A 12,060-nucleotide genomic window follows, 5' to 3' on the forward strand; every position below is an offset into this window, starting at 1 on the left:
TAAATGTTAAGTGGTTTACACTTTTACGAGAAAAAAGTGACTATAATCACAGTAAAGACAGCTTGGGAAAAATAATTCACTAGAATGATAGCGTTTACAAAAATAAAAGGGGTGCGGAAAATGAAAGGATTTCGGAAAATCAGTCTGACCTTATTAATCTTTGTGCTTATGTTATCCACTGCTGCGTGCAGCAGCGGTAAAACTGATGCGAAGCCGGCGGCAGGATCAGGTGAGAAATATACCTTCAAGCTGGCGCATATTACCCCTACGGATCATATGTGGCACAAAGCTGCTGAAAAATTCAAAGAGGAGCTAGACAAGCGTTCTGATGGCAGGATGCAGGTGGAGATTTATCCGGCGAGCCAGCTCGGTACAGAGGCCGATATGGTTCAGCAGATTTCTTCAGGATCTGTTGATTTTGGCTTTATAACAGCCGCCTACATGAGCTCACGTGCACCAGCATTCACTGCATGGTTTGCGCCTTATGCGTTCAAGGATCTAGAAGAGACAAATGCCGCACGTGATACAGAAGTGGCAAAAAAGATTCTCGGTACTTTGGACAGCCAGGGCATCAAAGGTCTGGATTATGTTTTTGCCGGCAATCGCGTCATGCTTTTCAAGGACAAAGAAGTCAAGAAACCTGAGGATATGAAAGGTCTAAAATTCCGTGTAACACCAAGCCCGCCGCTGCAGGATTTTTACAAGTCAATGGGTGCTTCTCCGGAATCATTGCCGCTGCCAGAAGTTTATGCTGCAATCCAGACTGGTGTAATTGACGGAATGGACATGGACCTGGATGCGACAATCACAAACAAGTACTATGAAGTTGCAAAGTATGGTGCGGTCACGAACCATATGGTATGGCCGGCTGTCGCGATGATGAATAAAGCAAAGTATGACAAGATGTCAGATGCTGATAAGAAGATCATTGACGAATCCATCAAAGCAGCAGCTGACTATTCAGCCAAAACACGTGCTGCACAAGAGGAAGAGTTCAAAAAGACGCTTAGCGATAATGGCATGAAAATTTATGAAATCGACCAAAAGCTATTTGAGCCATACATCAAGGAATTCGATGAGAAGTATAGCTCTTCAGATCCTTTAATTAAGGAATTCATGGACACATTCCGCAAGTAACTGGAGGGAATTACGTGACCTACCTAAGCAATTTGGTAGCCAGTTTCGAAAAGAAACTGGCTATTGTCCTAATGTTTGCAATGGCTGTCATTGTGACAGCTGCCGTGGTGTTCCGCTATGTTTTTAAGGAGCCATTGTTCTGGGCAGGGGAAGTTTCCATCTTCCTGTTAATTTACATAACCTTTATCGGAGGCAGCCTTGGTTTGAAATATAAGACCCAGGCATCGGTGACTCTTGTGATTGATTTGCTTCCAAAGGGTGTTATTAAAGCTGTTGCTATTTTGGCGCATGTATTTATGCTGCTTTTTATGGGATTGTTACTATATTACTGTTTTACTTGGATTAGTTCACCGACAGTTGCGATCCAGAGGTCGAGTGCCATCCTGCTTCCTATGTGGATTCCTTATTCAATTTTACCGATTGGCTTGCTGTTTGCGACGATTCACCTGATAAGCAATCTATTTGAAATCTTGAAGAGTGAAACAGCCGCTTCAGGCCTTTCTGAGGAAGCAAAGGAGAGTGAAGCGATATGATGCTGCTTGTTATTGCAGCCTTTGTGCTGTTTTTAATAATGGGAATCCCGATATCCCTGGTACTTGGGATGACGACGATTGTTTATTTCCTTGTTACGGGAAACACGATGCTGCTTGATTCAACACCACAGAGACTTTATTCGGGCATGGAGAACTTTGGATTGCTAGCAATCCCGCTGTTCATGCTTACTGGAGAGTTAATGAACAGCGGCGGGATCACAAATCGCCTTGTTGTCTTTGCCAGGATGCTTGTCGGCCATGTTCGCGGCGGGCTGGCTTATGTAACTGTCATTGCGAATATGTTCCTTGCCTCGATCCTGGGTTCTGCAAATGCCCAGGCGGCAATGATGAGCAAGGTGATGGTGCCAGAGATGGAAAAGGAAGGATATAATCGTGAGTTTGCATCTGCATTGACGCTTGCATCATCAATTGTTGCGCCTATCATTCCGCCAAGCATGATTTTTATCATCTACGGAACTCTTTCCGGTACCTCAATTGGGGGACTTTTTATGGCCGGAATTATTCCAGGGACCATTTTTGGTATTGGTTTTGTGGCGTTGATTGCTTACCTGGGCTATAAGCATAATTTTCCTCGCAGCGAAAGGGCAAGCTTCAAGGAGATTTGGGCTTCCTTCCTGAGGGTAATGCCTGCGTTGCTCGTACCTTTAGTTATAACGGTTGGAATCCTGAGCGGTGCGTTCACTGCGACGGAATCTGCAGCGGTTGCAAGTTTTATTGCTTTTATTGTTGGGATGTTTTTCTACAGGGAGCTTAAGTGGAAGAGCCTGGGGAAAATCCTGGTGAATACCGTAATTGGGACAGCGACAGTGACGTTTTTGATTGCGATGGCAAACCTGTTTGGCTGGCTGATTGCGTTTGAACAGATTCCGCAGCTAATTGCGAATTCAATGCTGTCTATATCCGATAATCCTTTTGTGTTCTTGCTTCTGGTGAATGTGTTCCTATTAATTATTGGCACATTGCTGGATGGAATTGCGGCCCTGATCATCCTAGTGCCAGTGTTCATGCCATTGGTGACAGGTTTTCAGATCGATCCGATCCACTTCGGAGTCATCATCTGCATCAACCTCACAATCGGATTGCTGACCCCGCCAGTAGGAACAGGATTGTTCATCGTATCATCCATAGCAGAAGTTAAATTCGAAAGGCTGGTAAAAGCCGTTGCGCCAATGCTGCTGCTCGGCATCGCCATGCTCTTCATCGTCACCTACTGGGAGCAGACAACACTATTCATACCAAGAATACTAGGGTTTTAACACTTTAAAGCGCTGGGGGTCAGACCCCCGGTACAGCAACGCGGTGAAGCGGCGGGGGTCTGACCCCCAGTGCGGTGGTGCGGTGAAGGGATGGTGAGTATGATGCCGATTATTCAGGTTCAGGTGCTTGAGGGGCGGAGTGATGAGGTGATCCGCGAGCTGATTGCAGGGATTACTGATAGTGCGGTCCGAACATTGGATGTAAGGCCTGAGCAGGTAAGGGTTATTGTCCATCCGGTGCCTCGAAAGTATTGGGGAGTAGGCGGAATAACCAAGGATATGGAGAACCAATAAAATAAAGATGAACATCCCAACTCATGGTCATGGGTTGGGTTTTTTCTTTTCCGACAAATTACACAATGAAACTGGAACAAAAGTGGTTAATTAAAAGGAAATGTGTGGAAAAAGAAGGGGATTACCGGGTTTATATCTAATAGTTAGTTAGATAACCTAAACGAAAGGTGGGTCAGTCAGTGAAAAAATATACCAGCATCTTTTTTCTGCTGCTCTTAATGAGTATTATTCTCTTTTTCATCCTTGCTCCTGTTTTTATGGGTGGAGGAGATCCAGCCGAAGAAGCGGTGCTGCTCGTCGGTTCTGTCATTATTATTCTGCTTTCGTTCTTAATTGCTCAATTGTTTTATTTAATAGATTTTCTAAAAGGAAAACGATGAAATCGGTTAGCGTCAGCTTATATGAACGAAAAAACATAAACAGGTGAGGACATGAAAAAAACAGAGGAACAAATTCAGGCAGTTCTGCGGTCTATTGATTATATGAAGAGGAATTTAGATGTTGAAGTGACGACTGAAGCTTTGGCTTCGGAAGCGGGGTACAGTCCCTATCATTTCACGAGGATTTTTAAAGAAGTGACAGGGGTGTCTCCAAGGCATTATCTATCCGCATTAAGGATCGAGGCGGGCAAAAGGTTGCTGATTCAATCTTCATCTAAATCCATCCTGGGTGCCATGCTTGAGTTAGGTTTTCAGAGCTTTGGCAGTTTCAGCTCAAAATTTAAACAGTTTGTAGGATTGTCACCGAAGCAGTTCCAGGCAACGGCTGCCAATCTTCATAGGTTCATGAACGAAAATGAAACTGCTCTAAAGATAGAAGAATCAGAAGCTGCCGGACTACCAGCTGTCAAGTGCACCCTGGATATTCCGCCGGGCTTTATAGGATGGGTCTTCGTCGGCCTTTTTCCTCGTCCAATTCCTGACCAAAAACCTGTTATGGGCACCGTCATCAGCCAAAGACAGAAAGAGTGCAAGTTTACAAGCGTGCCCCATGGTACCTATTTTGTCCTAGCCGCAGCTATCCCCAAAAGCTTATATCCCGCTGATTACTTCCTGCTCAATCATAATTTAAGAGGGCTAGCCGAGAACCCGGTGGAGGCAGCACCCAAAACTTCAGCCGAGGTTCATATTAAGCTAAGAAAACCGCTGCCATATGATCCGCCAATCTTAATCAATTTGCCAAGTCTATTTTTAGAAAAAATAAAAAATAAAGCAAACTAGAAGAAATTTTTAAGAATGTCCTATGTTATTTTTATAAAAAAGGAAAGGGAAGTGAAAGAATGATAAACAAAGTATGCGTGCTAACCATCAAAGTTCTGGATATGAAGTCCGCTCTTGAGTTCTATACCAATGTTCTGGATTTCGAGATTTCAAAGGAATATGGAGAAAAAATAGTTTCACTTGTACATAAGGATATTCCTATAGTGTTAGAAGAGTCCCCTTCAACTCATTCCTCTTCGAATCAGGTACTGCCTGCACTTTTATCCGAAAATCTGGATAATGACATTGCCAAGCTAAAATCAAAAGGTGCAAAGTTTCTGTTTGATGAGCCTAGGCCATGCCCGCCTGGCCGCTTTATCGTCCTAGAAGACCCATCGGGAAATCACTTGGAAGTGATTGAGTTCTCCAACTTTCAATAGGAGGGTTTATGTAATGAAAAATGTAACAAATGCAGTAGAAAAAGAAGTTGTTGTAAGTGCACCTGTCGATCTGGTTTGGTATGCCTGGACAATGGCTGACCGGGTATGCCAGTGGTTTGCACCCGATGCGATTATCGAAGCAAAAGATGGCGGCCCATACGAACTTTATTTTGTGCCGGGAAATAAGACGGGAATGAATACCAGAGGCTGTAAGATTCTAAGTCTGGTTGCTGAAAAGGAGCTGATCTTTCAATGGAAAGGTCCAGACCAGTTTCAGCACTTGATGAATAAGGAAAAGGAACTGACGACGGTACAAGTCAATATTGAACCCATTGGAGACAGCCATACTAAAGTAAGCGTAAAGCACAACGGGTTTCTTGATGGACAGGCCTGGGATGAAGCTGAAAAGTGGCATGAAATGGCATGGACCAGTGTGTTAAGCAGCCTCAAAACTGCCCTGGAAACCGGAAAAGGTGATTTATGCTGTCAGCCTGAATAATTAAATTTTTAAAACCATCTATTAAAGGTGGTTTTTTATATTGAAATTATTGATAATAAAATGTGCATGTTAAGATCAAAGATAGGAATGCATCAGGAGGAGAGTGTCATGACTAATGATTTGCTAACTGAAGCAGTAAGCTTCATCACTATGTGCTACAAGGAGCTCGAGAAACCGAGCGATGAAGCTGCAGAAAGAATTCAACTTATTAAAAATGAAATCCAGCAAACGGGATCTTATATACATACTTATGAAGAATTGGAGCATGGAGCAAAAATGGCCTGGCGGAACAGCAACCGATGCATAGGCCGATTGTTTTGGGACAGCCTCACCGTTTTTGACAAGCGAGATTTAGCAGCGCCAGAACAGATAAAGGAAGCATTGTTCAACCATCTTGAATTTGCTACGAATGAAGGGAGAATCCGGCCAACAATCACTATTTTCAGGCAGAAAACAAATGAAAATTCGATACGGATCTTGAATCATCAGCTTATTCGGTATGCTGGATACGAGACGAAGGAAGGGATTATCGGTGACCCGCATTCTCTTGATTTCACAGGATTGTGTACCCGGTTAGGATGGCAAGGGCCGGGGACCCATTTTGATGTTTTGCCATTGGTCATTCAGGTTGGAGGTGAAGCACCTGTATGGTTTGAGATACCTGATGACCTGGTGCTTGAAGTCCCATTGAAGCATCAGGACTATGATTGGTTTAAGGATTTGGGAGTGAAATGGTACGCTGTTCCATTTATTTCTGATATGAAGCTTGAAATAGGAGGAATAGAATATACCGCAGCTCCGTTCAATGGCTGGTATATGGGAACAGAAATAGGTGCGCGCAATCTAGCTGACGAGTCACGCTATAACTTGCTTCCGCAGATTGCTGACAGGATGGGGCTTGATACTTCCAAAAATTCCTCCTTGTGGAAAGACAGGGCATTGGTTGAATTGAATGCGAGTGTCCTGCATTCATTCAATGATATGAAAGTTTCCATTGTAGACCATCATACGGCTGCAGCACAATTCAAGCTATTCGAGGACAGGGAGAAAGCAAGCGGCAGAAATCTTACCGGCGATTGGACGTGGCTAATTCCGCCAATTTCTCCCGCCGCCACCCACATCTTCCATAGTGAGTATAAAAATGAAATTGTTAAGCCGAATTATTTATATCAGGAACGGCCTTATTAAGTAAAGAAGTACAGACCACCAAGTATGTTTGGTGGTCTGTTTGGTTGATATTCTCCGGCTTTTTTCCTTATGTATCTCTGCTGCGTAAGAATTAATCCGTTCCGCCTCAACCCACTAACAACGGTTTGCTGAGAGTGCATGACATTTCCAGCCTTATCTCCTTATGAAAATATTTATCTCATTGGTCCTCATTCCGAATCTTCTAAATAAGGATTAATCCCCCAAAGGTACTAATTCTTCAAGAAACAATACTCCATTCAAGAAAGATTCAGATAAATATGATATGCTAGTTATAGTATCAGGTCATAATAACAAGTTACTAAAAAACTATAAATATTACTTTAGCGCACCACCGCGCCGGGGGTCTGACCCCCGGTGCGGTGGTGCGGTGAAGGGTTGGAGGGTTTTCTTTGTTAACGAATCATCTGGATTTTCGCTTGGAGTCTAGGATTAGGGAGCTGTATGAGGAGCATAAGCTGAGGGCTGAGAAGATTGATTGGGGATATCATGAGTTTTTGCCTTGGGATAAGGGAATGGACTTTCGCCGTGTACCTTGGGATGAAAGCCAGGTGAATTTGCCGAAGCCTGTGATCACGGCCATAGAAACTGCATTGCTGACTGAAGTGAACCTGCCATGGTTTACTTCATATCTGGATCAGACATTCAAAGGTTCCCTAACTGTCATCAAGGAGTTTGTCCATACCTGGACAGCAGAGGAGGACCAGCACTCTAATTTACTTGAAACTTACCTATTGCTTACACGCAATGTCGATCCGCATAGGCTTCATCAATTACATAAGATGACTCTTGAAAATGGCTGGAATCCAAACTTCCATACACCGTTTGAAACCATGGTGTACACATCGATGCAAGAGCTGGCAACGATGGTTTTTTACAACAACGTCGCCAAGGTAGCAGGGCCGCATGACAAAGACTTATCATCACTGCTTAGACGTCTTGCAAAGGATGAGACACTTCATTATGCATTTTATCGCGATGTGATCAAGTTCCATCTCCAGCTGGAGCCAAACTACTGCTATTACCTTGGCAATGTAATTATGAATTTCCAGATGCCTGGAGCAGTCATGCCAGACTTTGAGGATCGTATGTCGATTATTGCCAAAGAAGCCAACTATGGGCCGCTTGAATATTTTGATCAGGTGCTTGATGTAATCATTGATTACTGGGATATCGAAAATCTGCGTCCAATCGCACCAGAGGCCGAAAAAGCAAGACTCGATATTCTTAAATACCATGCCCGTCTGAAAAAAGTAAGGGACAGGTTTTATAAGATTAAATAAAGCTGGAATCTCATCAGGATCGTAAATTCATTTTCCATAAAAATAAAAAAAGCCCTCCATCACGGTCAATGAAACAGACACGTATGGGGAGGCTTTAGTTTTATAATAAAGTACTTGTTTTTTTAGCGAATATAAATTAATCATAATTTACAAACATCAGATAATGGCTTTGTCAATAGATTTGAAAATTAATAATGCCCTTGTTGAGTCGCTTAAAAAAAATCTGACCATTGAAGGCAAGAAACCTCTGCGGAAAAATGTGGCTTATATGATCCCGCAAAACAGATAAAATCCGCTAAGTTGTGTATCAAGCTTAATCCAATTTCCTGTAATGTTCATTAAATACCTTAAATAGCCTTTCATCTCCTCCTCGGTCGGGGTGAAGGGCTTTGAGCAGCTTTTTGAATTCTTTTTTTAAGGCTTGCTGGCTTCCATTTGGGTTTAGCCCTAAAAAATCTTTTAGATGGAAAGAATTCGTCCCAGACGCCTCAATCTGTGCATTGAGCATTTTTTTTAGGGTGCGGACCTTTGACTGTTCAATATGTATTTTGGTATTCAGCAACTGAAGTTCATCTGAGAGCTTGCGATTTTCAAGCTGATGCTGCTCTAACTCCGCAGCAAGCTTCTCGGTGTGCATTTCAATCATGAAATCAGTGAGGTCTTTCAGTGTGATTCTATATGTACTGTTCCTTCTTGGATTCAGTTCTGCTTTTAAAGAACCATCCTGAATCCATCGCAGGACATCATCTTCACTGGCCGCAAAACCAGATGCATTTATATGCTCAGCCGCGTCTTTTATATTTAACATTCATTCCACTCACTTCTGTAAGGATAAATCAGTAAATCTATCATATCATTTAATCTTTTCAGAAAAAGGACAGGAGTGTGACATTGTGTTACAGAGAGACTTCTGAAACTACTTCCATTGAATATACGTATACATGGAAATGTGTTCATTCGTCTAGGAGGGGGAAGTATTATGGTTTTCTGGATCCTGTTATTTATTGTACTAACGTTCTTTTACGATTTGCTGAGGGGAATTTATAAAAATTCTAAGGAACAAAAGGAGTTAACAGCAGAAATCATCGAACAGAACAAAGAATTGTTGAAGCTTCTATCGGAAAAAGACAGCTAAGAATCTTTGATCTGCTATCATTTAAGAGAATTCCTTTAAGAACTTATCCACGCCCTGCTGTGGAACGGATTTCTGGTACTTCCATGGAGGCCTTGAACCTGGATCGCAGTATAAAATGAAGCTGACAAAAAAGAACGCTGATTAGGCCGCGCTCTAAAAATCAATCCCAAAAATCTCATATAATCTGACGGAATCTCCTTCGGATAATTCAAGATAAGTAGCAGTATCACTGATTACCGCTTTTTTATCTGAAATGACCCATAAATCATGGAACACTGCTTTTGCCTCTGGGTTATCAAAATAAAATCCATAATCCGGGTTTCCATCAGGCATCTCAGTCTTTTTCTCTTTTTCATTTGCTGTTACCAGGTCAAAAACAAAGTCAATATCCGCTTTTTTGCTGATGGTTTTATAATCTTTATGTTCGGCTTTTCCATCTACTATGTCTGTCTTCATAATTACGAGCGGAACTTTAGTGGCAGTTCCAAAGTTATTGCAGGCAGTTAAAATCAACAATAAGGCAATTGAAACAATTAGACCTTTTTTCATTTTTGACCTCCCTTATCACTATATCCCTAATTTTACCATGTATTTTAAACAGTTGGTTCTTTTTATTGAAACCAGCAATATTTGAAAAGGCTCTTTTCTAATACTGTGTTGCTATTCTATATACATTTTTGAAAGAGAACTCCCATTTTCTAAAAAGTAAGCAAATGTTCTAAAAAAAGGCTGTTGATTTCCATTCCAGGCGCTTCACTTTCCTCTGAAAAATTATGAAAAAGCCCAATTGCCGGCTTTTTCAAGAGCAAATTTTTTTTGGGGCGTGCGGTGAGCCTCCTCGTCGCTGCGCTCCTGCGGGGTCCCACCTGTCCCGCTGCATCCCGAAGGAGACTTCGCGCCTGGAAACGAAGAGCAACAGGATCTTAATTCAACATTTATGAAGGCAACAATCTTTATGAATATTGCCTTAAAAAACATTACTGACATCATAGTCTATCAGTATGTCCCCGAGTTTCCTCAGACCCTCAAAGAAATAGCTGAAGGGCCTGAAGTAAATTATATAGGAGTGGTTAGTTTGAATTTTAAAATGAATGAAGCCATTGAAATTCTTGAAAGGACTCCACACACCCTCGAACACCTGCTATCCGGTCTCTCAGATGGCTGGCTTTTTTGTAATGAAGGGAAAGGAACGTGGAATGCCCATGAAGTGGTTGAGCATCTGATCGAGGGGGAAAGGGTGAATTGGATTCCTCGCCTTGAACATATTATACATCAGGGGAAAAAGACTCCTTTTCCCCCTTTTGACCGGGAAGCCCATTTGAAAAACAGATCTAAAAGGACGATTGACGAAAGCTTGCAGGAATTTAAAAATTTAAGGCAGGAGAATATTGTAAAACTACAAAGTTCCATTAAGCAGCCTGATCAGCTTCACATGGAGGGAGTTCACCCTGATTTTGGCGAAGTGAAAGCGAGTGAACTCATCTCAACATGGGGTGCTCACGACCTAACACATATTTCCCAGATTGTTCGGTTATTTGCAAAAAGATACAGCCAGGATGTTGGTCCATGGGAAGCTTACTTGGGCGTTTTGAAAAAGTAATATGGATGAATAATCCAGCCCTTTCAGCTCATTCTATTATAAGAAAGGAGCTATTCTTGTGTCTGAATACCAATTAATTAATTTAATCGTCGATGATGGATTTGCGGGTGAGGAATATGTTACTGCCGAAATCGTCAACGATAAGAAGGTTTATAGCATAACCTTCCAAAAATCCGATCTGGAATTGATGAATGCATGGATATTCGAGGATGGTACATCACTTCCTGCGAACTTATCGGAGGCAATGATTGAAGCAATACGAGAAGATATTAATAAAAAAATCTAGTCAAATGACTGGATTTTTTTATTTGTTAAGCGAACCCAAGCCCTCAGGCTAAGGACATTGTAATTAAACGGAATAAATTTTCCCAATATTCATAACTTTATTGTTACAAGTGTTAAATTTATTATTCAAGCAATCTGACTTAGGATTGGAGTGATGCAAATGCTTAAAAGAATTGATTTGAGGAGGGACGCTGTAAGTATCGTTTACTTTCTCATTTTATTTGCAGGCATTGGCTTATTCTTCGGGAATGGGAGTCTTACATATTTCGTAGGCAGAGTGCAGGAGCTATATCCAATGGCAGAAGTTTGGAACAAAACTCAGGAATTAATTGGAGTATTTTTTAAAGAAGGTACTTTAGGGTTGACGCGCAATGGAGAAAGCTTCGAAAGCGTAACGGTGGATTATTTTAAGAAAAGCCTGCCCATCATTCTTTCTGCCTTTTTCCTGGCAATTCCGCTTGGTATTGCAAAGGGAATGTTTGATTTCCGGATGAAGAACAGCAGGCTTGTGCCGGTTGGCGGTGGATTGACGTCGTTCATTACTTCGCTTCCGGACTTCTTCGTGATCATTGCGCTGCAGTGGATCATCCTGTACAATTTCCGTTTCATCGATTGGTTCGGCAGCGACCAATGGTATAACTTCATCATTCCAGCTGTTTTAGTATCGCTTTATCCACTCATGTATTTTGCAAGGATCACCTCTGCTGCACTTTCCAATGAAGAAGGAGAAATGTATATCCAAACAGCACGTGCGATGGGGCTGTCCGAAAGACTCATCATTAAAAAGCATATATTAAAAAAATGCCTGGTCTCAATACAGCAACATATTCCTATGGTTATGACATATGTCCTTTCCAATTTGCTGATGGTTGAATGGCTGCTTGATTACAAGGGAGCGGCGTGGCGTTTCCTCTATGCGATTCAGCGCGTTGCGGACCCAAAGTTCAATGAAGTGGGTCTCGCAATCGAATTCTCGTTTTGTTTTATGCTTATTCTTTTTTTTGCACAAACGCTTAGTGCGCTTTTGCAGCAAAAGTTTACTGTGAAGAAAAATAATTTGGTATTGCAGATTGCCGCGATTTTTATTCGCTACTCTTTAATTTCCATTATTATTTGTTTCATTTTTATATTCGTCAGCATGTCTCCTCCAGACTAATTGTATTAAGGAATTA

The 12,060-nt window shown here is 41.9% G+C and carries 16 protein-coding genes; 14 read left to right on the forward strand and 2 right to left on the reverse strand.

Annotation, left to right across the window (positions count from 1 at the left end):
• The first annotated feature begins 120 nt into the window (after positions 1 to 120).
• From AC3EBE_RS07725 to AC3EBE_RS07770, 10 genes are all read left to right on the forward strand, one after another.
• Positions 121 to 1,137: a TRAP transporter substrate-binding protein gene (locus tag AC3EBE_RS07725; RefSeq protein WP_488594435.1), complete on the forward strand. Its 1,017-nt coding sequence runs from the start codon at positions 121 to 123 to the stop codon at positions 1,135 to 1,137.
• Between the two features lie 14 nt (positions 1,138 to 1,151).
• On the forward strand, positions 1,152 to 1,670 hold the full coding sequence (locus AC3EBE_RS07730; RefSeq protein WP_488594436.1) for a TRAP transporter small permease: 519 nt from the start codon (positions 1,152 to 1,154) through the stop codon (positions 1,668 to 1,670).
• The gene (locus tag AC3EBE_RS07735) at positions 1,667 to 2,947 is read left to right on the forward strand and encodes a TRAP transporter large permease (RefSeq protein WP_488594437.1); all 1,281 of its coding nucleotides are present in this window, start codon (positions 1,667 to 1,669) and stop codon (positions 2,945 to 2,947) included. The genes AC3EBE_RS07730 and AC3EBE_RS07735 overlap by 4 nt, the downstream gene beginning before the upstream one ends.
• Positions 2,948 to 3,046: 99 nt before the next feature.
• Complete coding sequence (locus tag AC3EBE_RS07740; protein WP_488594438.1) at positions 3,047 to 3,241, forward strand: tautomerase family protein; 195 nt, start codon at positions 3,047 to 3,049, stop codon at positions 3,239 to 3,241.
• A 179-nt stretch (positions 3,242 to 3,420) separates the two neighbouring features.
• A complete protein-coding gene (locus AC3EBE_RS07745; RefSeq protein ID WP_488594439.1) occupies positions 3,421 to 3,621 on the forward strand; it encodes a hypothetical protein in 201 nt (66 codons plus the stop codon).
• Positions 3,622 to 3,672: 51 nt separating this feature from the next.
• The gene (locus tag AC3EBE_RS07750; RefSeq protein WP_488594440.1) at positions 3,673 to 4,461 is read left to right on the forward strand and encodes a helix-turn-helix domain-containing protein; all 789 of its coding nucleotides are present in this window, start codon (positions 3,673 to 3,675) and stop codon (positions 4,459 to 4,461) included.
• A gap of 59 nt (positions 4,462 to 4,520) precedes the next feature.
• Complete coding sequence (locus AC3EBE_RS07755; protein WP_488594441.1) at positions 4,521 to 4,880, forward strand: VOC family protein; 360 nt, start codon at positions 4,521 to 4,523, stop codon at positions 4,878 to 4,880.
• A gap of 13 nt (positions 4,881 to 4,893) precedes the next feature.
• Positions 4,894 to 5,379: an SRPBCC family protein gene (locus AC3EBE_RS07760; protein WP_488594442.1), complete on the forward strand. Its 486-nt coding sequence runs from the start codon at positions 4,894 to 4,896 to the stop codon at positions 5,377 to 5,379.
• Positions 5,380 to 5,487: 108 nt separating this feature from the next.
• Complete coding sequence (locus tag AC3EBE_RS07765; protein WP_488594443.1) at positions 5,488 to 6,567, forward strand: nitric oxide synthase oxygenase; 1,080 nt, start codon at positions 5,488 to 5,490, stop codon at positions 6,565 to 6,567.
• A gap of 410 nt (positions 6,568 to 6,977) precedes the next feature.
• Positions 6,978 to 7,868, forward strand: coding sequence for an acyl-ACP desaturase (locus AC3EBE_RS07770; RefSeq protein ID WP_488594444.1), 891 nt, complete (start codon positions 6,978 to 6,980; stop codon positions 7,866 to 7,868).
• 313 nt (positions 7,869 to 8,181) lie between these two features.
• Here the strand turns inward: AC3EBE_RS07770 and AC3EBE_RS07775 are convergent, their stop codons facing one another.
• Entirely contained in the window at positions 8,182 to 8,676 is a 495-nt protein-coding gene (locus AC3EBE_RS07775; protein WP_488594445.1) for a J domain-containing protein, read from the reverse strand.
• Positions 8,677 to 8,847: 171 nt separating this feature from the next.
• On the opposite strand from AC3EBE_RS07775, the gene AC3EBE_RS07780 reads away from it, so the two are divergent.
• Positions 8,848 to 9,003, forward strand: a complete 156-nt coding sequence (locus tag AC3EBE_RS07780) for a hypothetical protein (RefSeq protein WP_488594446.1) — start codon at positions 8,848 to 8,850, stop codon at positions 9,001 to 9,003.
• 153 nt (positions 9,004 to 9,156) lie between these two features.
• On the opposite strand, the gene AC3EBE_RS07785 is transcribed toward AC3EBE_RS07780, so the two are convergent.
• Positions 9,157 to 9,552 (reverse strand): hypothetical protein, encoded by a 396-nt coding sequence (locus AC3EBE_RS07785; protein WP_488594447.1) that lies wholly within the window; start codon positions 9,550 to 9,552, stop codon positions 9,157 to 9,159.
• A 526-nt stretch (positions 9,553 to 10,078) separates the two neighbouring features.
• Here AC3EBE_RS07785 and AC3EBE_RS07790 point away from each other — a divergent pair.
• The 3 genes from AC3EBE_RS07790 to AC3EBE_RS07800 all read left to right on the forward strand — a co-directional run bounded on the left by AC3EBE_RS07790 (position 10,079) and on the right by AC3EBE_RS07800 (position 12,044).
• A complete protein-coding gene (locus AC3EBE_RS07790) occupies positions 10,079 to 10,603 on the forward strand; it encodes a DinB family protein (protein ID WP_488594448.1) in 525 nt (174 codons plus the stop codon).
• A 58-nt stretch (positions 10,604 to 10,661) separates the two neighbouring features.
• On the forward strand, positions 10,662 to 10,889 hold the full coding sequence (locus AC3EBE_RS07795) for a hypothetical protein (protein WP_488594449.1): 228 nt from the start codon (positions 10,662 to 10,664) through the stop codon (positions 10,887 to 10,889).
• Between the two features lie 159 nt (positions 10,890 to 11,048).
• The gene (locus tag AC3EBE_RS07800; RefSeq protein WP_488594450.1) at positions 11,049 to 12,044 is read left to right on the forward strand and encodes an ABC transporter permease subunit; all 996 of its coding nucleotides are present in this window, start codon (positions 11,049 to 11,051) and stop codon (positions 12,042 to 12,044) included.
• The last annotated feature ends 16 nt before the right edge of the window (positions 12,045 to 12,060 follow it).

This window comes from Mesobacillus sp., assembly GCF_057785455.1.

What these genes read in the sequence shown, in the direction of transcription:
- AC3EBE_RS07725 (WP_488594435.1), top strand. Translation starts at nt 121, where the DNA reads ATGAAAGGATTTCGGAAAATCAGTCTGACCTTATTAATCTTTGTGCTT.
- AC3EBE_RS07735 (WP_488594437.1), top strand. Translation starts at nt 1,667, where the DNA reads ATGATGCTGCTTGTTATTGCAGCCTTTGTGCTGTTTTTAATAATGGGA.
- AC3EBE_RS07740 (WP_488594438.1), top strand. Translation starts at nt 3,047, where the DNA reads ATGATGCCGATTATTCAGGTTCAGGTGCTTGAGGGGCGGAGTGATGAG.
- AC3EBE_RS07750 (WP_488594440.1), top strand. Translation starts at nt 3,673, where the DNA reads ATGAAAAAAACAGAGGAACAAATTCAGGCAGTTCTGCGGTCTATTGAT.
- AC3EBE_RS07755 (WP_488594441.1), top strand. Translation starts at nt 4,521, where the DNA reads ATGATAAACAAAGTATGCGTGCTAACCATCAAAGTTCTGGATATGAAG.
- AC3EBE_RS07760 (WP_488594442.1), top strand. Translation starts at nt 4,894, where the DNA reads ATGAAAAATGTAACAAATGCAGTAGAAAAAGAAGTTGTTGTAAGTGCA.
- AC3EBE_RS07765 (WP_488594443.1), top strand. Translation starts at nt 5,488, where the DNA reads ATGACTAATGATTTGCTAACTGAAGCAGTAAGCTTCATCACTATGTGC.
- AC3EBE_RS07775 (WP_488594445.1), bottom strand. Translation starts at nt 8,676, where the DNA reads ATGTTAAATATAAAAGACGCGGCTGAGCATATAAATGCATCTGGTTTT.
- AC3EBE_RS07780 (WP_488594446.1), top strand. Translation starts at nt 8,848, where the DNA reads ATGGTTTTCTGGATCCTGTTATTTATTGTACTAACGTTCTTTTACGAT.
- AC3EBE_RS07785 (WP_488594447.1), bottom strand. Translation starts at nt 9,552, where the DNA reads ATGAAAAAAGGTCTAATTGTTTCAATTGCCTTATTGTTGATTTTAACT.
- AC3EBE_RS07800 (WP_488594450.1), top strand. Translation starts at nt 11,049, where the DNA reads ATGCTTAAAAGAATTGATTTGAGGAGGGACGCTGTAAGTATCGTTTAC.